This window comes from Paenibacillus sp. Marseille-Q7038 (assembly GCF_965111595.1).
The window spans coordinates 2,103,539-2,125,601 of record NZ_CBCOOM010000001.1; the positions used below are offsets into that span (position 1 = coordinate 2,103,539).

Sequence of the window (22,063 nt, forward strand, 5' to 3'; positions counted from 1 at the left end):
GTAATTATGAATATATAGACATACTCATTATTATGTAAACAAATTTATTCATTTTGAATTAAAAAACAGAGATATTTTTTATTCCTTTTATCACCATTAACTTTTTGCAGGCAAAAAAAAGAAAGACTGCATTTTCTTATGATGAGAAAATGCAGTCTTTCTTCTATTTAGGATATATTCACAAGATTCATGCTCACAATAACAAAACAGATCATCATTAAAGTAACCGAAGGTAAGACTCCCGCCATGGATCCTTTTCCGAGTTTGATTTGCATTACAATCATCGCTGCCATCACAATCGCAAGATAAAAAGCTCCTACTGCTCCAAGCAAGAGATTCCAGCTTCCAATAAAGAGCATAATAGCTCCTATCATTTCTAAGATTCCCATCACATAACTAAACCACTTCGGTAAGCCAAAACTCTTATATTTAGTGGCCACCTCTTTGGACATAAATTTACTAATCCCGAGCAACAAAAACGCGATGCCTGTTCCCACCTGTAGCACTGTTGTCATTGTAGATCTCCTTTGCGTTCATAATGATGTAGGAGTAGTATCCATGGGGTTTATTCAAGTTATGCGGTGGAATATCTAATATGTATAGAAGGAACACAGGAACCCCCGAAACTCCTTATCTCCATATTATAAAACTTCCCATCGGTGCTGATTCTTTTCTAATTTCGGATGAATAAACTTAGGATCATCTATAAGAATCAATCTAATCTTCGTGATCCACTCATCAAAAAAAGGATAAGAAGCAAAACAATTCGCATATTCGCTTGACAGCATTAGAAAAAAAGGACCTTTGTACTTCTCGGTTACATGGCGTAGTGCCGCTTCCATTGGCGTATATTTTTTTCTTTTGCCTTCCCAATTCTCCACGGTAATCATGCTATCATTCTGTTCTCTTTTCCATTCATGCAAACGGTCTTCTCTTTTGTAAAAAGGAAGCACTGGGTGATTCGTCATCCGTTTCACTGTCGCTTCATGCAGTGGATAGAGAATGAACTTCGTGAATTTACGCTCCTTTACTATATGGTATGCTTCCGATAACTGTATATCTGTTATTTTCTCAAAATCACCATAATAAATCAGTGATCCTTTATACATTTCCTTCGGTGGTTCATAACCAAAAGGTACGGCGTGTACTTCTCTTGCCATTATTAAGTTCTCCCTTCTATCTTTATTTACTGTCCGTTCTAATAATACCCATTCTATAAGTATGGATCACCGCTCTGCATATTACTCGTATCTTTATCTTGTTCTTGGTGTACCGCACCATATGCATTAGCCAAGCGAAACAAAAACCGAATGAATAAGAACATGAAAAATACGTATAAGACTGCATATATCGTCATAACGATTGCCCATTCTTGTTCCAAATTAATTATAAAAGGATAGAAAAATTGCTGAAGGACAAGGAAACCAATGAATGCTTTGCGTCTCGTTATGAATGCCTCTTCTAGCGATGGATCACTCATTTGATGCCATATCGATAATTGTCCGAGTGAAGTAAACAACAGCATCATCATCAGTAAATCGACTAAGGACGAAACCTGCCCATACACAATGGAAGACAAAGATATATCTTGGGACCACAAGCTCCTATTTATACTCGGGGACCAATCGGCTATAAAAGATTCAACCAAAAAAACAAACGTAATCCATTTCACTTTTCGAAATAGAGCAGACTCCGCTTCCAAAGAAGAAAGCGAGTATAGAATGAGTACATACCCTAACAGGTCATTAAAAACATCAAAATTCATGATCTTTATATCCAGTATAAGCAGGGTGAATCCCCATGCCATTCGGCGAAGTGCTTTTTCACTAATGTGCTGAACTGAGAGGTTGGTCATTTCACAACACCCCCATTTCGCACAATCGTTTTGATCTCATCAGATGAATAGTAAAAATGATTATATGTCAGAAGATCGTAAACTATTTTGGTACCGTCCGGTAATCTAAAATGCACTAAAATTCCTACAGAATAATTAATAAACCCATCTTGCGCAAGTCTCGGTTCTGTAGATGTATACTGAAAATTTATACGATCTCCTTTTTTAATTTGTTTAGGGTATGTAACTTGATCATACGGTTTGCCATACACACGAAGCTGGAATAAATCTTTTACTTTATCGGTATGACTTAATTCAATTTTCTCAAGCACTGCGTCTGAGTTCATCTCAAATACCTCATATCCCGAACCGTCGGAAGAAGATCCCCCGTGAATCATGGCTATACCCTGAGATTTTGTTGGATCGGCACGAAAGATAAGTTCACCGATCGGAACCTGTTCTGAGGTGCCATCATCATAATTTACGGTTATGGTGTTTACGATGAGTTCATTACTTTGATCAGGCAAATACTCCAGATCCTTTTCGGTAAATTTAAAATGCATTTGGTAGGATAACTGATATTTATAACGTCCTCTTTCATTTTTTGAATATGATTCTTTATTGAATTCTTCGATCAAGATAGACTGCACTTTCTTCCCCGGTCCTTTGTTCTCCATAAAATCAATTTCCATCATATTTGTTCCATTGAAAATCGTTGTCGTCAAATAGTGGGTAGGAAAAACAGGTTTCTTAAGCTGCATACTGTTGTAATACCAAATGTTTCCTGTCCATAAGATTAGCAAAATTAGTAATAGTCCTAATCCTATAAATGTAGTCTTACGCTTCTTGGGTGAATGGATCAGTTCTTTGTAATTCAATCGTATTCTTCCTTCCTTCTCATCGCATAATATTTGTTGCGTCATCCTCTGATCTGCTCGGCCGCTTTTGCCATTCGGTACAGTACTCTTACGAAAAGGATATAAAGGATAGCGGAAAGCAGTACAGGAACAATGACAAAAACGAGCTTATCCGCAACTAGATTAAGAAAAAATGGATAGATGAGCATTTCCAACATCAGACAGCCTATCAGCCATAAGCTTCTTTTTTGCATCGACTGTTTTAGTAAACCCGATCTTATATAGTACCATAAAGGAAGATCACAAAGACCCTTGTATATGAAATATAGGAGTATAATCATGAGTAATTCTAAGCCTTGCGTATAGATATGGTTACCAACCGAGTTGGCTTGGAATGTTTCAGCAGTACTTATTGACGGCATGAAATCCTTAGGCAGGGAGAGAATGGATAGCAAAAGAGCAATCCATGAGACAACATGAAAAGCAGATGTTTTTTCGCTTAATACCACAGCAGCTCTATAAATCAAGAAAAACCCTATAAAATCAGCAAATATATCAAATGAATAGGAATTAATATGAAAGTTAACTTCAATGATGATGAAAATAAAGCCAATCCCCATTCTCCTAAGGGGTGTCGTAACCTTTGTACGCAATAAATACTCCAATCCATTCACCTCTCTTGTATATAGGACCTCACTTGCTCTTCTGAGAAATAAACAGAGCTCTCATTAATCGCTATTGCTTCTACCCTAGTTGAACCATCTTCCCGTTTAAAATGAAGCTGAACCACGGGGTTATATACCCTCATTGATCCTTCACCCTTCATCGGAAGATTCCACTTGTAGCTAATCCGAATGGGGTCATTTGCGTTCAGTTTCCATTCCTGTAGATCGGTATAGTCTGTATCATTCACCATAAGCTGAAGAACCGGTTCGATATCAAACTGATTTAGAGACACGTGTTCAAGGATTGCAGGTTCTTTCATCCGAAGAGCCGTAAGTCCGCTGCCATCAGGAGAAGCGCCGCTTGACGTAGTAAGGACAATGGAATCTTCATCTGACTGATCAAATGTCTCAATACGAATTTCACCGATCGGGATTCGTTCAGACTCAATCCCTTGGTACACCACTTCCATTTCATGAATCACAAGGTCCTGCTGTTCATTTTGCTCATTTTCTTCTCTTAGCGGCTTATAGTAAAGGACCTTTAGAACATGGTGTGTATATTCCTTCACTTCTTCGATTCGGTAACTGGAGTAAGGCAGCTCATCAAATTTGATATATATGACCCTGTTATCACCCGTTTTGTTCTCCAGATAATAAATTGGAATTTCTTCTTGATCTACATCGTAACTCCCCAAATGCACAAGGAACAAAGGTTTATCGAGTCTCACCCCGAAGTAATACCATACATTCCCTGCCCAACTCATGATTAACAGCAATAAAAATCCAATGAATACTGTTCTTGCAGTTAGCCATTTCGGCGTATTCATCTGTACCCACCTCATTTCAAGACATTATTTTACCACTAATTAGCAAATGAGGGGAGATAAGTGTTCTAATTCCTAATAACCACATAAAAAGGTGGATCAAATTGAGTTCAATTTGATCCACCTTTTTATATTGCATTCCACTCTGCGATATATGATTCAGTAAGTACAATTGCATACTCATTTATTTTCCCTTTACAGTTGCCGTTCTTGTAATAAGTTCTGTCTCACCTTGTACCGAAGATTCCGGACTATTCGCTGGCTGTCCCGCCACTCTTTTCACAAACAAAGCAATGACGAAACCGAGACAAGCAAGAATCAGTCCAATCTGAAATGCATCCATTACACCTGCAGTCATTGCTGCATTCAATTCAGCCGTTCCAGGATTCGCTATGCCGGCTAGCGCTTTCTTCTCCCCATTCTGCATAATCGAGATGAAGATTGCTGCACCCAGAGCCCCTGACGTTTGCTGTAGCGTAGTTAGAACCGCTGTTCCATGCGGATATAGCTCTGCAGGCAGGGCATTCAGTCCATTAGTTTGTGCAGGCATCATAATCATGGCAATAGATATCATCAAGAACGTTTGAAGTACGGCCACGAGCCAAGCAGACTGCAATGGCAGCAGTAAGAAACAAGTGATCGTAACAATCATAATCAACATCCCGGGCAGAAGAAGCACACGTGGTCCATATTTATCAAATAATTTCCCCATGATTGGTGACATGAGTCCATTCAGAAGACCGCCAGGCAACATAACAAGTCCGGTCATCAAAGCACTATAAAGCATCACTTCCTGCAAATAAAGAGGTAAAACGAGCATCATAGCAAACATAGTCATCATCACTATGATGGATAATACAACAGCAACTGAAAACATCGGATAGATAAATACCTTCATATCCATAACAGGTGCAGTCAACTTCTTCTGCCTCCATACAAAGAGAGCAAGGGATATAGCACCAATAGCGATAATATAAATTACATAGCTCTGAATCGCTGAGTTGCCGCCTTCCCCCATACTTCCAAATCCGAATACAATCCCTCCAAAACCAAGAGTAGAGAGAATAACGGAAAACACATCCAGTTTCGGTCTACTCGTACTTGTAACATTTCGTAACTTCATAAATCCGAAGACCAGCGTTAAGGCCACGATCGGAGCTACCAAAATAAACAGCCAGCGCCATGATAAATGTTGCAGGATAAAACCTGATAATGTTGGTCCAATTGCGGGTGCAAACATAAGCACAAGTCCAATCAGACCCATTGCAGCTCCTCTACGCTCCATAGGAATGACAGCCAAGATGATATTCATCATCAGTGGAATTAGTACTGCCGTACCTACGGCTTGAATCACTCTTCCTAAGAGAAGAATACCGAAGCTCGAACTGATTGCTGCAAGGACTGTCCCGATCAGAAATAGGGCCATTGCAGACAGATAAAGTTGTCTTGTTGTAAACCGCTGAACTAAATACGCAGACACGGGGATCAGTATACCGATGACAAGCATGTAGCTGGTCGAAAGCCATTGTGCGAGATGAGGTTCAATATTTAGGTCACCCATGATCTGAAATAAAGCTACATTCAGCAGCGTTTCGTTAAGAATAGCTACAAAGGCACCCGACAATAAAACAGCAAGAAGTAAACCCGTTTTTGGTATGTCGGTACTCCCACTACCGTTGTTATCTGCCGAATGATTCAGTGAATTTGTATTCAATTTTTCTCCTCCATCCAATTCTATCTATATATGTAAATCCGTTACCTTCCTTCTAGCTTCTTTTCTGAAGGTTAGATATCCGGACAATGTAAGGAGTAAGTATCGTTACTTAATATGATTTATCGCACTTTTACAACATACCACATCCCAGTTTCTTCTGCATCCGTATTTCTTTTCTATATCTGTTTTTTATTCATTTTATTTATAAATCATTCTGCTATCATTTTTCATGTTTTTTTACTTCATATTGTATAGCTCTTCCTCCCATTATAGACAAGGGTTTGTGCCTTTTTTTAAGTCCCTGTATCAGGTTTCAAGCATGGCAAAGTGTGATTTATATCATACACTTCGAGTATATCTTGTAGGTATGATACTCAAATAGATCAATATATAGTGTGTATCGTATGACAAGAACATATAAATCAACCAAAACAAACAACACATAACAGAAAACGGAATTAGAAGGAGATCATTCACTATGGCAAAATTAGAAGCATTCCTACCTAACCCTAAACAAACTGATGAACTCACAGATATTATGGACCAAATTTTAGGCAGTAAGGACACTGACCTGCTTAGAGAAAATGCAAATTTGAATGGAGACTCTTTCAGCGGAAAGATGAGTAAAATCGGATCTGAAACGGCAAAAAAACATGTCATGAAGCATGTCCTTCCCAAACAGGTTGCTCAAGCGATAACTGAGGGGGAACTTTATGTTCACGATCTTGATCAATATGCGCTTGGTACAACAAACTGCATCTTTATTCCTTTTGATCGGCTTCTAGAACGCGGATTTAATACTGGAAATGGTTCAGTACGAACCCCTCAGTCGATCATGTCAGCGATGTCACTTGTCGCTATTATTTTTCAGTCCCAGCAAAACAGTCAATTTGGCGGTGTTTCTGCCAACAAAATCGATTGGGACCTAGCTCCTTATGTAGCACGCTCCTTTAGAAAGCACTTCCGAAAAGGAAAACAATTGTTTGAGGAAACAGCGGAATTAGATCAGGAACATATCCATATGAATAGCGAGTTCGCACAAACAACTTGTCCTAAAGCCTACGCTTTTGCCATGGATGAAACTATTCAAGAGACACAACAAGCGGCTGAATCCCTTATCCATAACTTAAATACAATGAGCAGCCGGGCAGGCGGACAAATTCCATTTACATCCCTAAACTATGGATTATGCACGTCTGCTGAAGGAAGACTGGTGTCAAATGCGCTTCTTGATGCTACCATCGCTGGACTTGGACATGGAGAAACACCTGTGTTCCCTCAACATATCTTTCAATGTAAACAAGGGATTAACCAAGCACCAGGCGAACCTAACTATGACATTTTTGTAAAAGCACTCGAATGCTCGAGCCGGAGATTGTATCCGAATTTCGTCAATGTAGATGCTACATTTAATTTGCCATTTTATCGTGAAAATGACCCAGATACCATTATTGCTACCATGGGTTGCCGCACGCGTACGATCGCTGATCGGTTTGGTCGCAATCGTCAAAGTGGGAAAGGAAACCTTTCTTTTAATACGGTTAACCTGGTGAAGCTAGGTATTGAACATGGTATCGCACTACGTAAACGGACAGAGCCCGATATGAAAGAATTCTACAGAAATTTACACCGTGTAATGGAGATTGCTTTAGAAGGGTTACTGCATAGATATGCCATTCAATCTGTTCAACCCGCAAAAGCTTCTGACTTTATGATGCGGGAAGGTGTCTGGGAAGGCGGCGAGCATTTGAATCCTGATGAACCCGTAGCAGCCCTTCTGAAGCATGGAACATTGTCGATTGGATTTATAGGACTCGCTGAATGTATGAAAGCATTATATGGAAAGCATCATGCAGAAGACGAAATATCCTATAAAGAAGCGGTTCATATGATTGAGACCATGCGTAACTTCTGTGACGAAAAAGGAAATGAATATGGGCTGAATATCACCCTCTTTGCTACGCCAGCAGAAGGTTTATCGGGAAAATTCACTGTTTTGGATCGAAAAAAATATGGGGTTTTACCAGAAATTAATGATCGGGATTATTATACGAACTCTTTCCATGTTCCTGTCTACTATTCGATCTCTGCAGCGAAGAAAATTCAACTCGAAGCACCATTCCATAAACTATGCAATGCAGGAGCGATTTCTTATGTAGAGCTTGATGGAAATGCCCGTAATAATCAGGATGCATTCCGCCGAATTGTACAATATGCCCTGTCTCAAGATATTGGTTATTTCTCGGTCAACCACCCATTAGATCGCTGCCCTTCCTGCGGCTATGAAGGCGTCATTGGTACGGAATGTCCAAGCTGTGGAATCAATGAAAATGACATTCATTTTAGCCGACTTCGCAGAGTAACTGGATACTTAACTGGAGATTATACGGTTCGATTCAATTCAGCGAAACAAGCAGAAGTCAGAGATCGGGTTAAACATCTATGATCCCTTTGCACATCTGCGGTTATATTCCAGAGTCTATTAATGAGGGCGCCGGTCTTCGGGCTGTTGTTTTTATAAGCGGCTGTAAACATGCATGTCCCGGTTGTTTTAATCCATCTTCCTGGAACTTTAGAGCAGGTAAACCTTTTACGGAAGAAGAACAACTACGCATTCTTCAGGAAATAGCGGATAACCCATTGCTTGATGGGCTGACCCTATGCGGGGGAGATCCTTTCTTCTCTGTCCCAGCCTGTATTGCATTCGTACGGAAGTATAAAGAACTTTGTCCAGGAAAAACGCTTTGGGCTTATACCGGTTTTGTTTATGAAAAACTGCTGGAGGATCCAGACATGCGCTCGCTTGCTGAGCTTTGTGATGTCATTATTGATGGTCCTTTTCAAATGGAATTGAAAGATACCACGCTTCTTTTCCGCGGGAGCCGAAACCAGCGAATTATCGATGTACAAGCATCGTTATCCCAAGATGCAGTGATTACTTTATAACACTTATAGAAACATCCGGTGACATGGGCTACGGTTCATGAACCGGATGTTTTTCTGTTTTTCATGATAGGTAAAATAATAGTGTGTCCTCGATCATAAGGGACAAGAAACCTCTTTATATTAATGTGAATTTTTCATATGTTGTAATTTTGTAATAGATAGGTATTTACTTCTTCGTTGGTCATGGTATTATAAATCCCTCCCAAAATAGTTCGCCATATGGTGTGGTTATCTTGAAACATGTTGACTACCTCAGGAATCAGCAGTGTACAAACATTTGGCAGATGAACATCAATTTGAACCACATCAGATACCTGTGCGTGATTAACTATCAATAATTTATACTCACCTACCACGAGGTCATCTAGAACATGTAACAGCTCTTCCGTTTCATGTACAGATGCTTCTGTTCGCAAAAAGAAGATTCGCTTGCCACTGCGCATAAGCTGCAAAAACCGGCTTGCTCTATAATCTAGTTTTTGTCTCAAGCCTGCATAGCTTTCAAGGATATCGGGATCGTTATCTTCCATCGGAAAATCATGAACGGAATACAGATCATAGGCAGCGTCCCGAATAACATAACAGCCTGAATCAGAACTTGCCCCATGATACCTAAGATTATCTCTTAACATGACATGACGGAATCGATCACGCAGCAGCGCACTCACTCCTGATAAATGAGGGGACATCATCCAGTCGATGACTCCAGCTATATTTCGTATTTTACTGTGATTCAGCTGGCTTGCAGGAAGACAGTTATGGCCCAGACTATAGAGGACATCATACCCACCCTTTAATTCATGCAGTTCCATTTACTTTGCCTCCTTTCAGCCAGGGTATACCTTATTAGATTATGAAAAGCTCTGCTGTGCCTGTGCGATTGGACTTCTCCCTGCAAAAATCACACTCGTGATTACTTGTTTCACTCTTCTCCTCCTGCGGTAATGATACATAATTACGGAATACTTGGCTCAAACTAGCCATAACGGAAAGGGTGAACCTATCATGAGTGAAGACAAAACAGACCGTGGAGCCGGTTTTGATTCCATTGTTGAACCGGATCCGAGATTCGATCCGCTCGATTGGACCAAAAACTCCGATTCCATTACGATTTCTAATTTGACAGAAGATGAGCAGGGGATAACGGATGAGGATAAGGATGAAGAAGAAAAGCGATAATCAGGAAGCGCAGAATATGTGGCTTTCCTCCACTTATCGACGTAATTATTCTGCGCTTTCGAATCCAAAAAAAAGAGAGAAATCTACGGGTGAGTAGGTTTCTCTCTTTTTGTATATAACTAAGAGCATAGTTATGCGCTTAGCGGTTAACTCTAAATTCTTCCATTATTTTTTTTAATCGGCCAGGATAATCAGTAATGATACCATCGATTCCTTTTTCTATCAGTTTGGTCATTACCTTCTCTTCATTTACCGTCCAAGCATACATCTGCAAGCCTTCGTTCTGTACAGATCTAAAGTCTGCCTCTTCTACGTGGATGAAATACGGATGCAGAGAAAATGCATTGACTCCTGCAGTATTCGGTAATAACTCAGGGCGAGCGAAATTCTGAGCATATAATAGGCCCGTTTTCACTTTTGGATTCAATCTTTCCAAAGTGCGTAAGCTGTCAAAATGAAAAGAAGATACAATGACCTGATCATACATGTCGCACTCTTCTAGCAGCGCTATCAATTTTTCTTCCACACCTTCGGAAATCCCGCCCTTCATTTCCACATTAATCATCAGATGCGGGGGAGCAATCTCAAATACTTCCCTTAATGTAGGGATCGATTCTCCTTGATATGAGGAATCAAACCACGATCCGGCATCAAGCTGCTGAAGATCTGCCTGCGTCATATCTTTTACAAACCCGTTTCCATTCGTCGTACGGCGGACAGTATCATCATGAATGACCATTATTTCTCCATCTTGGGATAGATGTATATCCAGCTCAAAGGCATCACAACCTTGCTGCAAAGCAAGCTCAAAAGCAGCTATCGTATTCTCTGGAGCTTCCCCTTTAGCCCCCCGATGGGCAATAATCAGCGGTATTTTCATAGAATCAGCACCTTTCTCACAAGATAGAAGAATGAGATGTCAAAGTATTCTAGTCTGTAATCTAGTTTAGTATACGATGTTCGTTTTCCCCTATCACTCGTTTCATGTAAAATCTATATTAAATTTAGTATTTCAGCATAATACGATGTTTATAGGATACTACTGCTGATTCTCTACTTCATGACGGAACGGCATTCCGCCTTGAGCTCCGAATTTGGTTACCGATATAGAAGCCGCTAGATTAGCAAAGGAGATGCTTTCTTTTATTGACTTCCCTTCTGCCACTGCCACCGCAAATGCCGCGTTAAATGTATCGCCTGCACCTGTTGTATCTACAGCTTCCACAATAAAAGCAGGGACCACGACCTCTTGCTCGCCATCATAATACCGGACCCCCTTCTTTCCTTCGGTTAAAATAAGTTTATTCGGGTATTTACGTAAAGAATCTTGAATATTCTCTCCCTTAAACATCATCTCTGCCTCATGTTCATTTGGCGTAATATAAGCAGCGTCTTCAATAAGTTGCTGACTTATTCTTCTTGCTGGCGCCGGATTAAGCACAAGTGGAACGCCTGCTTTTTTACAGATTGCTGCTACATGTTCAACCGTCTCTTCAGGTATCTCCTGCTGAATAAGAACGATATCCGAGGTGCGAATCACTTCAGCGGCTTGATCGATATAAGCAGGGGTCACTTCATTATTAGCTGCTTTTACTACGATAATGCTGTTATCCCCTTCAGCCAAAATGATATGAGCTGTCCCGCTCTCCATCTCAGCTACCGGCTGTACATAATCGGTAATTACATTGTTTTGCTTAAAATTATCCAAAATAGCTTCTCCATATGTGTCTTCACCAACACGACCTATCATGTACACTTCGGCTTCAAGCCTGGCAGCAGCCACAGCCTGATTAGCTCCTTTTCCTCCGGGTACCTTCCGAAAAGATTCACCAAGTACCGTTTCACCTGCGCCAGGGCGTTTACTTGACGTGACTACGAGATCCATGGAAGAACTTCCGATGACTGTTACTTTTGGTTTTTTATATGTATTCATTGTTACAATTCCCGCCTTTATTTGAGATTTACTTTTCGTTTCCTATATGTTTACATTTAATGAAATGGTATTATTTACTATATATTACGATAAGGAGTGATCGCTATCATGCAAAATATAGGGATAACAGGTTTGATCTTGCTCATTGTAGCCCTTGTCTTTGTTATTTGGTTGATACGAAAAATAATACATAGATGAGGATGGGCTACTCTATATATGATAAAAGGACTGTACCTATCAGGCAACAGTCCTTTTTGTCTATTCTTTTGCACAGATATATAGATGAGGTCACTTTGTGTCAAATTACGGTTATATTTCCATAATACATATACATTCCGCAATTAAATGAATAAGAACCCGGATCAAGCGTAGTATCCACGGTGTAGTAGTTATCACCTTTCTCCAAATATTTCAGCATATCTAAATCTTTGGACACCACATCCGTAATGCAGGTGAGGGAGGTATCTTTTCTAAAATTAATTTTGGTCGGTACTCCTTGTTTTACCTCAATCTTATCCGGATAGAAACCGTCCGATTTGACCTGAACCGTAATCACTTCATATCCTTCCAGTTCTTCTTCTGCCTGCCCGCTTCCTCCAGCAGACGGCATAATTTCCTTTCCGCTAAACATAAATAAGGCCCCTGCCAAGATGATTACAGCGACCAGGCCAATTGCGGCAAAAGGCCACCATTTCGGTAATTTTTTATTCATAATCAATCGTTCCTCTCGAAAAACAATATTCATGATGTTCCATACTCATTATAATGATAAATCAATGATTCTATAACAGAAATGACCCTTTAGAGCTACTTTACACCTATTTCGCTCCATAAAATCTTACTATTCTGTGACGTTCCCTTTCAACTAAAGTCATGCACATGAAAAATAGCCCGCTAACTGATCAGTTAATGGGCTGACTTTACTCTTGCATGTTCAATATAAAATAGGATTGTTATTCACGATGGAGACAAGTTCATTCCCCGTTTTGTGCTGAGTGGCTTTCATCAATTCTCCGTCTGCATTGATCAGGTAGGTTATAGGAATGGAAACCGGATTGTCTTGATAAGATCCATCTGCGTGACTTGTGCCAACAACGATACATCTGTAGTCTTTTGCGATTTGCTGAGCAATATGAATCCACTCATCATACTGTTCCTTGCTAAACATGCCTACACCTATGGGATGAAAGAGAATATCGATATCCCCTTTCATCTGTCCTATCCTCCTCAACCTTTTATTTATCAAGATGACGCTCGTAAATGTACCAAGAACATAGCCGCGCAAGCGGGAGAAGCAACAAGATCACAGTCAAGAGCCAGATTCTTGAGCCCCCTATGTTTTCTTTAGGAATAAATAAGAGAACCATTCCAAAAAGGAAGGCAAAAACGGAAGTCCAGTTAAATGCTGCACCATTTACTGGGCTGCCGGTCATAAAAATAGATTGGTAGCCTTTTGAGGCTTCTGAATAACAGGGAGTGTGATAGGCAGTTAACGAAAAAAATGAGAGGTTCACTAAGAGATCATATCTAGATTCAATTTCAGCATTACAATGTACACAATAAATACGCTGATGATGTGATGCGGACAAGCAGATCCCTCCTGTAACCCGTTTTGTATATTATACAATAACGTACAATCAATCCTATATATGTATATAAGAATCAAAAAAAGCACCTGTTTGGCTCTTTACCAACAGTGTGCTCCAATAGCTACCAGTAGTCTGGCTACTTTATTTCACTCGTAGGACCTGACCTACATGAATTATAAAGTTATTATCTAATTTATTCCATTCTTTGATCTGCTGTGTTGTACTTCCGTATTTTAAACTTAAAGCATATACTGTATCTCCATTAACAACCGTGTGCTGAACCGTTGTAACCTTCTTTATTAGATTAAAATTTTTCACGAGACCATTCACATGTCCGCGAGCAACTAAATCGAGATGAGAAGCTGATTTAAGCAGTGCTGCGTCGCTGTTTGAATCTATGAATCCATTCTCCGTCAATATAGCAGGCATACGAGATTCCCGAAGCACATGAAAGTTTGCCGTTTTTTGCCCTCGATCGGTAAGTGTATTTAACTTTATAATTTCATTGTGCATATTACTCTGATAGTTTGCAGCGCGTGTGCTGGATCCCGGATATACGAAATCCTCATATCCTGTACCCCCGCCAGCATTAATGTGTATTGATAAAAAATAATCGGCTCCCCACGTATTCGCTGCATTGGTACGCTGTGTCAGAGTCACCGTTTCATCCTTCATCCGGCTCATTAAAATAGATACGTTACTATATTCTGCGAGCAATATGGAACGAACCCGAGTAGCGATCGCCAGTGTTAGATCTTTTTCTTTCAGACCATACCCTAACGCTCCTGAATCGGATCCTCCGTGACCAGGGTCAATAAATATTTTAACCATGATTTATCACCTCCCTTATATTATATGATGGGGTCTACTAGATGCTTGGACGAAAAACTCAGGAAACGACAAAAACTCTATCAATCCGGAGATCGATAGAGTTCTCTTTTTGTCCTTATTTTCTTTTTGGCGGTATCAATACATACACAATAAATCCAATGACGCAAACAATCGGGATTAACGTAATCAAGATATTTTCCCATAAAATATGCACTATTTCACCTCATAACAATAGCAGAATCATGTGGGAAATTATAACATATTAATAATAGGGAAGATACCTAGGTCCGATGTTTCATAAGATTACTTTCTATCATTATTCATGTTATGTAGAAAGATAATTATACTTCCACCTGTTCAGGCGTTTTCACAAGATACATAGATACTTCGGTATCTAGCAAATAGTCTGGTTTCTCTTGAGTTCGTTTGTTCCGATGACCCTCAATGTGAGCAGGACTCTTCTCCCAAGTCTTCCATGCTTCCTCTGATTCCCAGCGAATCATGACGATAACTTCTTCTGTTTCTTCCCCTTTTTTACGGTTTTTTTTCACCATCACAGATCGATCAATAAAGCCTGGAATCTCAGACATCGGACCGCCTGGTTTGCCGAAACGCTCCACAATCTTCTCACTGAAACCTTCTTTTACCGTAATTTTACGAAGTTGAACTAACATGATATAAACACCCTCTCTAATATCAATACCTGTACAACTATACTAAACGATAATGATTATCAGTGTCAACGTATGGATACCATCTACACCTATTTATTCCACCCAGTCTGTTTCTCCTTCTTCGTAAAAACCCGTCATTTCATCCGCCATGTTCTGGATATCTTCGGAATGAATGATGGTGATGCCATACCCATCTTCTTGCTGCTTTTTGAGTGCTTTTTCTTTCACAAATTTAGGACTTCCCGGACCTGATTCTTCATCATATACAAGTAGTAAATGATCCGTTTTCCGAAATAACAGTTCGTCTCTGGCAGCAAACTGCCAAGGTCCAATATAAGGCTGTTTACTCACCACACCATAATAGTCCACATTCCGTTTAATTTCTTCATAGTACGTTTTCTTATCCTCCGACCAATTCGCTTCGGGATCAGCAAAAGCCGAAATAATAGATAATTCGAGCTGTGGGTACTCCTTTTTTAATTCAATGACAACTTCACAAGCCCACAGATCAATTCCAATCTGCCCAGGTGTAATAACCCACTCAATTCCATCCTCAATCAGCGAAACAAGTTTGGAACGAAGAGCCTGCTTTATAAAAGGAATACCAGGATGTTTTTGGTTGAAAATGCCGAGCTCATGCGCCCGATATCCGGTTACTAATAAGTTTTTCATAAAATAAAGCCATAGACCGCCTTTCCGACTGTTCTTGATGTTACTATCGTACCACATTCTACTTCTTTGTTGCTTCTACCCTGTTCTTATACGATGACGCCCTTGCCGTTTTACTTATATTTTATTGACGATCAAAAGTTCCGTTTTTTTCATATCAAACGTATGCTCTATGCTTTCCTCTGAAATCACTTTTAGTTTCAGCAGTGCAGCAATTTTGGCATGGTCTGCTTTTGAAATCAGCTTCCATACGTCTGCGTCAGGAAGAGCTTTATATAATTTATCATCATCATATTCTTTTTTGGATTGGCCTACGAGTTTTGCCGTATAATCTCCTGCATCGATCAGATTCACTCCCTCCTCTTTCATCACTAGGATAATCTCATCCCGAAGTACAGACAATTCTTCATCTATCGCTTTCTTTCGTTGTTTCAGTTCAAAATAACGATGTAGTAATAATTCCATTACCTATCACGCTCCTTTATGAACATATGTATGCAGATGGTACGGAAAAGATGGCTTTCTTACAAAAATAAAAGGACAAGCTGTTCAGGTAAAAAATCATTATATCTATCTTTTCTTTTGCTATCTTTGTTTTTGCTGTGCTAAGATAACCCTAACTTTAGGAACGGAGGGATACCGGAATGATTATAAATTGGATTCGAGTGAGATTTACTTTTGCCCCTACTAACTAAATAGGCAAAGACTCTGTCTACTGTGTGCGGACAGAGAACTCGGATTCGATCTATTTTATTTGGGTATTCAAAAATCCTGCATAATGTAGAGCGACGAGGTCAGGACGAATCATTCCTGTCCTTTTTTCGTCTACGTATATTACTCTTTGGGGATGGCCATTCAACAAGCTGACCTCTATGGGAAAGCGATTTTTCTTCTCCATATTTTTGACGGCTGGATATCTTTACGATCTGGACAGAATATGGCTTTGTAGAATCGGATAGATTTTTGAACCTACTTGTTCTATGTCCACCGAGTTCTCATGCGTAACACAGGCAGCAGTCCGCCTGTGTTTTTTTAATGTTCAAGTCTAAGGAGGACAACCAAATGAAACAAATGATCAAAGAAAAAGCGATTATTGCAGGTCTCGAACGCAAGGGACAGGAAGATTTTCTTTATTCTATGGAGGAGCTCGCAAATCTGGCTGACGCATGCCATATCTCCGTGGAGGCTGTTATTACGCAAAAAGCGGAACGAGTACATCCTTCCTTGTATCTAGGTACGGGTAAAATGGAAGAACTAGCGAGGCTCCTGGATACACTTGAGGTGGATATTGTTATTTTTAACGATGAACTTTCCCCCTCCCAGGTTCGTAATCTGGAGAAAAGACTTGATGCATCCGTTCTTGATCGAACGACACTCATTTTGAATATATTTGCCGAACGTGCAAGATCAAGAGAGTCTCAGCTACAGGTAGAACTAGCCAGACTACAATATGTGTTGCCACGTTTATCTGGTATTAGTTCTTCGTCAGGCAGACAGCGAGGCGGTGTGGGCACCAAAAATAGAGGCTCTGGTGAAACAAAGCTAGAACTGTCTCAGCGCCGCATAGAGGATAAGATTACCGAACTCAGCCGAGAACTTGAACTGCTTGTCTCACAGCGCGAAACTCAGCGAAGACGACGGCAGAAAACGGAAATTCCGGTAGTCAGCCTTGTAGGATACACCAACACGGGTAAATCGAGTCTTATGAATGCTCTATTGCAGAAGCATCATGCACCCGAGGATAAAGCTGTATTTGCAAAAGATATGCTATTTGCTACCTTACAAACATCTGTTAGAAAGCTGGAACTTGCCGACCGAAAAAGTTTCCTTCTCACCGATACCGTCGGATTTGTCAGTAAGCTGCCCCATCATTTGGTGAAAGCTTTCCGTTCGACCTTGGAAGAGGTACTGGATTCAGATCTGCTAATCCATGTCGTAGATAGTGCTAATCCTGATGCGGAGCAGCTCATTGAGGTAACCAATACAACGCTTCGAGAGCTCGGAGCAGACGAAATCCCGGTTATTTATGCCTATAACAAAACGGATCTTCGAATGCTTCCGCTCGAATCGAAAGAACTCCGGCAACCTGCTGTTCTCGTTTCAGCCAAGACCGGAGCAGGACTTGAGGAAATGGAACAAGCGATCCGTGATGCTATCTTTGGCCACTATAAAGAAGTCGAGGTCACCATACCTTATGGCGAAGATCAATTCGTCTCTTATCTACATGAACATGCATATGTAAAATCAACCCGCTATGAGGAGGACGGTACAAAACTTACCGTTGAAGCTTCTCCGGCTATGATTCAGAAATGGTCCCAACTGTTTGATAAGCCTACCTCCTAATATTTTCGATTATAAAAAAACCTCCTGCCTTATCAAGGCAGGAGGTTTTACTATGCTATAAAAGCCTTGCAAACTACACTTCAAAAAGTCCTTATTTTACAGGATAAGTCCAAAAGTATTCCGTCTCTAAACGTTTCTGGAACTGTTTATCCTTCAGCAGAGAATCCCCGGACAAAATACGGAACTGTGAGCTGTGAGCCTGAATAGACTTCACTTTATTGAGTTTGTAATTCCGAATATCATAAGATACGTCCGGCTCGCCGAGCGCTTCTTTATGACCGTTCGAGAACGCAACACACTGAATAGCTGGACGTCTGTCTTCTTCTAGTGCTTCCACAACACGTACCACAGCAGCTCCTGTAGCATCATGATCTGGGTGAACGCTGTACCCTGGATAGAACGTAAAGATGATGGACGGATTCAACTCCTCAATCAGTGCTGATATCGTACCATCCAAAAGATCGCGATCTTCAAATTCAATCGTTTTATCGTGGAAGCCCAGCATTCTTAGATCTTGAATACCGATCGCACGGCAAGACTGCTTGAGCTCTTCCTTGCGAATCGCTGGTAGTGTAATACGATTAGCAACTGGCGGGTTCCCCATATTTCGAGCCATCTCACCGAGTGTGAGACATGCATAGGTAACCACTGCCCCTTCTTCATTAATCAATTTCGCAAGCGTACCTGAAATACCAAATGATTCATCATCCGGATGCGGTAATACGACTAGAATACGTTTTTGTTCCATAAAGAACCCCTCTTTCTAAAACAATGTTCTGCTAAGCAGCAAAGATACGATGAGGCGCCCTTCTGCGTCATGACCTGCAAGCAGTACACGTCCTTCTTCATTTTCTTCCCAGTGGGTAAGACCTTCTGTGTATACCCATCCGTCATTAATTTTTAAACCAACACGATAGTAGGTATCCCCCTCAATCGTGCCCTTTGAATATTGAACCGGTATATTCTTAATAAAGTTCGAAGCAGGATGCTTCGAGCTATCATTATGGGCTGCATAAGCTCCCATTGTAAGTTCCATATGAAGATATAAGTCTTCGTTTGCATATCGGTCCAGCTGTTCTTGTACCAATGCCTTATTAATTAACTGCATGATGATACCTCCGGTAACTTCTACGAATCTATCATACCTTGTTAGGTATAATGGGTGGTTTCTATCAAAATTGGTGTACACTACATATAGCAGTATATCTCAAAAAACGGGGAAAACAAAATCAATCTGCGTATTTTTAATGCCGCTTCGTTTCATACCCGTGAAATCGGTATATATAGCTGTATCTAAAGATGAAACATAAGGGTGATCTTATACGTAATAGGATTAAACCATTTATATCCATAAGGAGGCTTTACATTTATGTCCTTTTTTAACAAAATGCTTGCTAAGGTAGGCATCGGTTCAGCTGAGATCGACACTTTACTTGAGAAAGTATCTTATGTACCCGGTGAAACAGTGAAGGGTGTCGTTCGTATTCAAGGAGGCCATGTGGATCAAGAGATTGAACGTATTTACATTCAGCTGATGACACGCTATATAAGAGAACAAAACGATCGAAAAGCAGAATACAAACATACACTAGCCTACTTTGACGTCTCTGAACGCCTGCTGCTTCGCAGTGGTGAGAAAGTAGAGATTCCTTTTAGTTTTCCGCTTCCTCTTGAGACACCTGTTACTTATGGCGGACAGCCCGTGTGGTTAAGTACAGGGCTTGATATTGAAATGGCCATTGATCCAACAGATCATGATGCAATTAAAGTAGAGCCTCACTTCTATATGGACGCCGTTTTTGAAGCTGTTGAATATTTAGGATTCCATTTTAAATCCTCTACTTGTGAACATGCTACAAAGCTGGGCCGTGGAGTTCCTTTCGTACAAGAATTTGAATACTATCCAAGTTCCCGGTTCGCTGGGCGCGTTCATGAGCTAGAACTAATGATGAACCTTGAGGAAGAAGGGATTCATGTGCTTGTTGAGGTGGACCGGAGAGCACGAGGCCTCATGGGATTTTTTGAACAGGCTTTTGATCTGGATGAACGTCATATTCGTCTTTACTTCGATCGTGCTGATATTGCTCAAGGTGCTTCCCACATCGCTGAGCAGATCGAACGAGTGATTGAAGAACAAACACGCCATTAACGTAATAAGGTTTATTAAAAAGCTAGTATCTGCTCTATTGTAGAGAGATACTAGCTTTTTCTGATTTCGATAGACTGATGTTTTATTTATAATAGGATGCTCACAAGCACGATCGACCCAATAATTCCTCCGAAAATAATCCAGGCCAGCGGTCTTGCATGATTTATCGTCCATCCATATCCCATTCTTTTTTCTACAAACAAAGATGGATCCTGAGGATTAAAATAAAACATCCCGAGCTTCCAGTTCTGATCATCATCACGCGGTGGTTGTGAAGAAGGAGCCACAGGCGATTTGACTCTGCTTCCTCCCTGACCTGTCGTGACATATAAGATACCTGTACCCGCTAAGATGAAAACAACGATTGAAATGCAGACAGTAGCTAAGATGATCGGATCAACAGGATATAACATTTGGAATTGCATAAAGCAGAACAGTAAGATAAGCATGAGAGAAGTAAATAAATTAAAGATCGAATTCCGGAGCCGAAAAATCCGATTTTTCTCCAAAGACACTTCTGGATGCTCCGTATCTACCTGTTGTTTACTTCGATAAATAACTGTATTAATAAACATAAACAGCAGGGTCATCATGATCTGCATAACAACTGGCATAAATACGGTACTAATCGTCTTATCTTTAATCGTTGTCGGATTTCCTTGAAAATCATATTGCATCACCATTTTATCAGGGAACAAATCATAATTCACCAGTGTGAAAATAAAAGTCGCTATAATCAGGACCAGATGAATCAGATACCACTTTTTGGAGATCACCAGTTTCTGTTTACGGAAGTTCATATCAATCGTTACCTTCGCTTGAGGTATTTTCATCTCTGTTAAACGTTCCGCTTTATATTTTTTCATTTTCTTATGAAAATATATCATGGTTAAAAACTGAGTCACAATACTGATCAGCACATAGATCATAATCCACATGGCCGAAACGTTAGCCGAATCTGCACTCCTAACCGTCATTGCCATGGCGAATACAGCAAGAATAGCTTGAATTATAAAATTGCTAATCGCATACGCTTTACGCATCCTTTTTAAATCAGCACTATGGAACACTTCTTCACTCACCGTAATTCCAAAACTTTCGGTATGTCTTGTAAAGTAAGGGATGAATGACGTAAGGACTACCATTGGTAAAAACAACGTAAACAGCAAGATAAAGTAAATTCCAGGCATGCCTATCACTCCTTTTTATTATCCGCTTTATTCACGGGCGGCTCGATCTCCAGGTATATACGCTCCATCATTTCCTTCATATCCTTCAGGGTAACCCCTCTTAAAATCGCCTCAGCAATCAGCGGTCTAATCTGTGCATTTTGTTTATCACTGAATTCTTTATTCGCCTCTGGCATACCGTCCGGATTAACAACCACACCTTTCTGACGATGAATATGGATATAATCCTCTTGCTTAAGAAGCTGATAAGCTTTGTTCACTGTGTGCAAATTAATACCGATATCGGATGCCAGGCTCCGCACAGAAGGTAATGCTTCTCCAGGCTTAAGATTGCCGCTGGCGATACCCTCAATGATCTGATTTGTCAGCTGTGTATAGATGGGTATATCTGATTGCATATCAAGTTCAATTATCATGAACGTTTTGCACCCCCATTTCCCTTTATGTATCCGATTAATGTATCTGTTATATTTGTAGTATAACAGATACATTATGTATATGTAAATAAACAAACGATTGTTCATGTTGTGAGATAATTGTTGCTGTTATCTTTTCTGCATGACAAAAAAAAGCGCTGGATCAGCCTTGCGGCTTCCAGCGCTTTTCATTGCCTTATTATATATAGATAGGATTCGGCTACCATTCACGTTCATGAGGAGAAGTTAT

At 40.3% G+C, this 22,063-nt stretch carries 26 protein-coding genes; 5 read left to right on the plus strand and 21 right to left on the minus strand.

Annotated elements, in window-relative coordinates; translation table 11 throughout:
* Nucleotides 1-167: 167 nt before the first annotated feature.
* From ACWPWY_RS09930 to ACWPWY_RS09960, 7 genes are all read right to left on the minus strand, one after another.
* Nucleotides 168-515, minus strand: coding sequence for a DoxX family protein (locus ACWPWY_RS09930; protein ID WP_454191549.1), 348 nt, complete (start codon nucleotides 513-515; stop codon nucleotides 168-170).
* 126 nt (nucleotides 516-641) lie between these two features.
* Entirely contained in the window at nucleotides 642-1,160 is a 519-nt protein-coding gene (locus tag ACWPWY_RS09935) for a hypothetical protein (RefSeq protein ID WP_454191550.1), read from the minus strand.
* 53 nt (nucleotides 1,161-1,213) lie between these two features.
* Nucleotides 1,214-1,855, minus strand: coding sequence for a hypothetical protein (locus ACWPWY_RS09940; protein WP_454191551.1), 642 nt, complete (start codon nucleotides 1,853-1,855; stop codon nucleotides 1,214-1,216).
* Nucleotides 1,852-2,757, minus strand: a complete 906-nt coding sequence (locus ACWPWY_RS09945) for a hypothetical protein (protein WP_454191552.1) — start codon at nucleotides 2,755-2,757, stop codon at nucleotides 1,852-1,854. The genes ACWPWY_RS09940 and ACWPWY_RS09945 overlap by 4 nt, the downstream gene beginning before the upstream one ends.
* Entirely contained in the window at nucleotides 2,754-3,311 is a 558-nt protein-coding gene (locus ACWPWY_RS09950) for a hypothetical protein (RefSeq protein ID WP_454191553.1), read from the minus strand. Before ACWPWY_RS09950 ends, ACWPWY_RS09945 begins: the two co-directional genes overlap by 4 nt.
* A gap of 50 nt (nucleotides 3,312-3,361) precedes the next feature.
* Nucleotides 3,362-4,183 carry a hypothetical protein gene (locus ACWPWY_RS09955; protein ID WP_454191554.1) on the minus strand — a complete coding sequence of 274 codons (822 nt, stop codon included), beginning with the start codon at nucleotides 4,181-4,183 and terminating at the stop codon, nucleotides 3,362-3,364.
* Between the two features lie 181 nt (nucleotides 4,184-4,364).
* The gene (locus tag ACWPWY_RS09960; RefSeq protein ID WP_454191555.1) at nucleotides 4,365-5,894 is read right to left on the minus strand and encodes an MDR family MFS transporter; all 1,530 of its coding nucleotides are present in this window, start codon (nucleotides 5,892-5,894) and stop codon (nucleotides 4,365-4,367) included.
* A gap of 478 nt (nucleotides 5,895-6,372) precedes the next feature.
* Between ACWPWY_RS09960 and ACWPWY_RS09965 the strand changes: the two genes are divergently transcribed.
* The gene (locus ACWPWY_RS09965) at nucleotides 6,373-8,340 is read left to right on the plus strand and encodes an anaerobic ribonucleoside triphosphate reductase (RefSeq protein WP_454191556.1); all 1,968 of its coding nucleotides are present in this window, start codon (nucleotides 6,373-6,375) and stop codon (nucleotides 8,338-8,340) included.
* Between the two features lie 5 nt (nucleotides 8,341-8,345).
* The gene (nrdG, locus tag ACWPWY_RS09970) at nucleotides 8,346-8,840 is read left to right on the plus strand and encodes an anaerobic ribonucleoside-triphosphate reductase activating protein (protein ID WP_454192844.1); all 495 of its coding nucleotides are present in this window, start codon (nucleotides 8,346-8,348) and stop codon (nucleotides 8,838-8,840) included.
* A 134-nt stretch (nucleotides 8,841-8,974) separates the two neighbouring features.
* On the opposite strand, the gene ACWPWY_RS09975 is transcribed toward nrdG, so the two are convergent.
* Nucleotides 8,975-9,652, minus strand: a complete 678-nt coding sequence (locus ACWPWY_RS09975; protein ID WP_454191557.1) for a DUF1796 family putative cysteine peptidase — start codon at nucleotides 9,650-9,652, stop codon at nucleotides 8,975-8,977.
* Nucleotides 9,653-9,845: 193 nt separating this feature from the next.
* Here ACWPWY_RS09975 and ACWPWY_RS09980 point away from each other — a divergent pair, with 193 nt between their 5' ends.
* On the plus strand, nucleotides 9,846-10,019 hold the full coding sequence (locus ACWPWY_RS09980; RefSeq protein ID WP_454191558.1) for a hypothetical protein: 174 nt from the start codon (nucleotides 9,846-9,848) through the stop codon (nucleotides 10,017-10,019).
* 139 nt (nucleotides 10,020-10,158) lie between these two features.
* Here ACWPWY_RS09980 and ACWPWY_RS09985 read toward each other — a convergent pair whose 3' ends face one another.
* The 9 genes from ACWPWY_RS09985 to ACWPWY_RS10025 all read right to left on the minus strand — a co-directional run bounded on the left by ACWPWY_RS09985 (nucleotide 10,159) and on the right by ACWPWY_RS10025 (nucleotide 16,180).
* Complete coding sequence (locus tag ACWPWY_RS09985) at nucleotides 10,159-10,899, minus strand: glycerophosphodiester phosphodiesterase (RefSeq protein WP_454191559.1); 741 nt, start codon at nucleotides 10,897-10,899, stop codon at nucleotides 10,159-10,161.
* Nucleotides 10,900-11,058: 159 nt separating this feature from the next.
* Nucleotides 11,059-11,952: a ribokinase gene (gene rbsK / locus ACWPWY_RS09990; protein ID WP_454191560.1), complete on the minus strand. Its 894-nt coding sequence runs from the start codon at nucleotides 11,950-11,952 to the stop codon at nucleotides 11,059-11,061.
* A 298-nt stretch (nucleotides 11,953-12,250) separates the two neighbouring features.
* Nucleotides 12,251-12,664: a cupredoxin domain-containing protein gene (locus ACWPWY_RS09995; protein ID WP_454191561.1), complete on the minus strand. Its 414-nt coding sequence runs from the start codon at nucleotides 12,662-12,664 to the stop codon at nucleotides 12,251-12,253.
* A 222-nt stretch (nucleotides 12,665-12,886) separates the two neighbouring features.
* Entirely contained in the window at nucleotides 12,887-13,165 is a 279-nt protein-coding gene (locus tag ACWPWY_RS10000) for a hypothetical protein (protein ID WP_454191562.1), read from the minus strand.
* 22 nt (nucleotides 13,166-13,187) lie between these two features.
* Nucleotides 13,188-13,541, minus strand: a complete 354-nt coding sequence (locus ACWPWY_RS10005; RefSeq protein WP_454191563.1) for a hypothetical protein — start codon at nucleotides 13,539-13,541, stop codon at nucleotides 13,188-13,190.
* Between the two features lie 141 nt (nucleotides 13,542-13,682).
* Nucleotides 13,683-14,372, minus strand: coding sequence for an N-acetylmuramoyl-L-alanine amidase family protein (locus ACWPWY_RS10010; RefSeq protein WP_454191564.1), 690 nt, complete (start codon nucleotides 14,370-14,372; stop codon nucleotides 13,683-13,685).
* A 341-nt stretch (nucleotides 14,373-14,713) separates the two neighbouring features.
* Nucleotides 14,714-15,046, minus strand: a complete 333-nt coding sequence (locus ACWPWY_RS10015) for an antibiotic biosynthesis monooxygenase family protein (RefSeq protein WP_454191565.1) — start codon at nucleotides 15,044-15,046, stop codon at nucleotides 14,714-14,716.
* Between the two features lie 93 nt (nucleotides 15,047-15,139).
* A complete protein-coding gene (locus ACWPWY_RS10020) occupies nucleotides 15,140-15,718 on the minus strand; it encodes a DUF1273 domain-containing protein (protein WP_454192845.1) in 579 nt (192 codons plus the stop codon).
* 114 nt (nucleotides 15,719-15,832) lie between these two features.
* Nucleotides 15,833-16,180: a hypothetical protein gene (locus ACWPWY_RS10025; protein WP_454191566.1), complete on the minus strand. Its 348-nt coding sequence runs from the start codon at nucleotides 16,178-16,180 to the stop codon at nucleotides 15,833-15,835.
* Between the two features lie 597 nt (nucleotides 16,181-16,777).
* Between ACWPWY_RS10025 and hflX the strand changes: the two genes are divergently transcribed.
* A complete protein-coding gene (gene hflX, locus ACWPWY_RS10030; protein ID WP_454191567.1) occupies nucleotides 16,778-18,058 on the plus strand; it encodes a GTPase HflX in 1,281 nt (426 codons plus the stop codon).
* Between the two features lie 91 nt (nucleotides 18,059-18,149).
* Here the strand turns inward: hflX and bshB2 are convergent, their stop codons facing one another.
* Nucleotides 18,150-18,806 carry a bacillithiol biosynthesis deacetylase BshB2 gene (bshB2, locus tag ACWPWY_RS10035; RefSeq protein ID WP_454191568.1) on the minus strand — a complete coding sequence of 219 codons (657 nt, stop codon included), beginning with the start codon at nucleotides 18,804-18,806 and terminating at the stop codon, nucleotides 18,150-18,152.
* 15 nt (nucleotides 18,807-18,821) lie between these two features.
* Complete coding sequence (locus ACWPWY_RS10040; protein WP_213531368.1) at nucleotides 18,822-19,166, minus strand: YojF family protein; 345 nt, start codon at nucleotides 19,164-19,166, stop codon at nucleotides 18,822-18,824.
* A gap of 261 nt (nucleotides 19,167-19,427) precedes the next feature.
* Between ACWPWY_RS10040 and ACWPWY_RS10045 the strand changes: the two genes are divergently transcribed.
* A complete protein-coding gene (locus ACWPWY_RS10045; RefSeq protein WP_454191569.1) occupies nucleotides 19,428-20,207 on the plus strand; it encodes a sporulation protein in 780 nt (259 codons plus the stop codon).
* An 86-nt stretch (nucleotides 20,208-20,293) separates the two neighbouring features.
* Here ACWPWY_RS10045 and ACWPWY_RS10050 read toward each other — a convergent pair whose 3' ends face one another.
* Together ACWPWY_RS10050 and ACWPWY_RS10055 are read right to left on the minus strand one after the other, a co-directional pair.
* Nucleotides 20,294-21,397 (minus strand): DUF1648 domain-containing protein, encoded by a 1,104-nt coding sequence (locus ACWPWY_RS10050; protein ID WP_454191570.1) that lies wholly within the window; start codon nucleotides 21,395-21,397, stop codon nucleotides 20,294-20,296.
* 5 nt (nucleotides 21,398-21,402) lie between these two features.
* Nucleotides 21,403-21,813, minus strand: a complete 411-nt coding sequence (locus ACWPWY_RS10055; RefSeq protein ID WP_454191571.1) for a GntR family transcriptional regulator — start codon at nucleotides 21,811-21,813, stop codon at nucleotides 21,403-21,405.
* Between the last annotated feature and the right edge of the window lie 250 nt (nucleotides 21,814-22,063).

Bases quoted from the DNA above. Each gene is read 5' to 3' on its own strand.
- ACWPWY_RS09930 (WP_454191549.1), bottom strand. From the start codon at position 515: ATGACAACAGTGCTACAGGTGGGAACAGGCATCGCGTTTTTGTTGCTC.
- ACWPWY_RS09935 (WP_454191550.1), bottom strand. From the start codon at position 1,160: ATGGCAAGAGAAGTACACGCCGTACCTTTTGGTTATGAACCACCGAAG.
- ACWPWY_RS09940 (WP_454191551.1), bottom strand. From the start codon at position 1,855: ATGACCAACCTCTCAGTTCAGCACATTAGTGAAAAAGCACTTCGCCGA.
- ACWPWY_RS09945 (WP_454191552.1), bottom strand. From the start codon at position 2,757: ATGACGCAACAAATATTATGCGATGAGAAGGAAGGAAGAATACGATTG.
- ACWPWY_RS09950 (WP_454191553.1), bottom strand. From the start codon at position 3,311: ATGGGGATTGGCTTTATTTTCATCATCATTGAAGTTAACTTTCATATT.
- ACWPWY_RS09955 (WP_454191554.1), bottom strand. From the start codon at position 4,183: ATGAATACGCCGAAATGGCTAACTGCAAGAACAGTATTCATTGGATTT.
- ACWPWY_RS09965 (WP_454191556.1), top strand. From the start codon at position 6,373: ATGGCAAAATTAGAAGCATTCCTACCTAACCCTAAACAAACTGATGAA.
- ACWPWY_RS09975 (WP_454191557.1), bottom strand. From the start codon at position 9,652: ATGGAACTGCATGAATTAAAGGGTGGGTATGATGTCCTCTATAGTCTG.
- ACWPWY_RS09980 (WP_454191558.1), top strand. From the start codon at position 9,846: ATGAGTGAAGACAAAACAGACCGTGGAGCCGGTTTTGATTCCATTGTT.
- ACWPWY_RS09985 (WP_454191559.1), bottom strand. From the start codon at position 10,899: ATGAAAATACCGCTGATTATTGCCCATCGGGGGGCTAAAGGGGAAGCT.
- rbsK (WP_454191560.1), bottom strand. From the start codon at position 11,952: ATGAATACATATAAAAAACCAAAAGTAACAGTCATCGGAAGTTCTTCC.
- ACWPWY_RS09995 (WP_454191561.1), bottom strand. From the start codon at position 12,664: ATGAATAAAAAATTACCGAAATGGTGGCCTTTTGCCGCAATTGGCCTG.
- ACWPWY_RS10000 (WP_454191562.1), bottom strand. From the start codon at position 13,165: ATGAAAGGGGATATCGATATTCTCTTTCATCCCATAGGTGTAGGCATG.
- ACWPWY_RS10010 (WP_454191564.1), bottom strand. From the start codon at position 14,372: ATGGTTAAAATATTTATTGACCCTGGTCACGGAGGATCCGATTCAGGA.
- ACWPWY_RS10015 (WP_454191565.1), bottom strand. From the start codon at position 15,046: ATGTTAGTTCAACTTCGTAAAATTACGGTAAAAGAAGGTTTCAGTGAG.
- ACWPWY_RS10020 (WP_454192845.1), bottom strand. From the start codon at position 15,718: ATGAAAAACTTATTAGTAACCGGATATCGGGCGCATGAGCTCGGCATT.
- ACWPWY_RS10025 (WP_454191566.1), bottom strand. From the start codon at position 16,180: ATGGAATTATTACTACATCGTTATTTTGAACTGAAACAACGAAAGAAA.
- hflX (WP_454191567.1), top strand. From the start codon at position 16,778: ATGAAACAAATGATCAAAGAAAAAGCGATTATTGCAGGTCTCGAACGC.
- bshB2 (WP_454191568.1), bottom strand. From the start codon at position 18,806: ATGGAACAAAAACGTATTCTAGTCGTATTACCGCATCCGGATGATGAA.
- ACWPWY_RS10040 (WP_213531368.1), bottom strand. From the start codon at position 19,166: ATGCAGTTAATTAATAAGGCATTGGTACAAGAACAGCTGGACCGATAT.
- ACWPWY_RS10045 (WP_454191569.1), top strand. From the start codon at position 19,428: ATGTCCTTTTTTAACAAAATGCTTGCTAAGGTAGGCATCGGTTCAGCT.
- ACWPWY_RS10050 (WP_454191570.1), bottom strand. From the start codon at position 21,397: ATGCCTGGAATTTACTTTATCTTGCTGTTTACGTTGTTTTTACCAATG.
- ACWPWY_RS10055 (WP_454191571.1), bottom strand. From the start codon at position 21,813: ATGATAATTGAACTTGATATGCAATCAGATATACCCATCTATACACAG.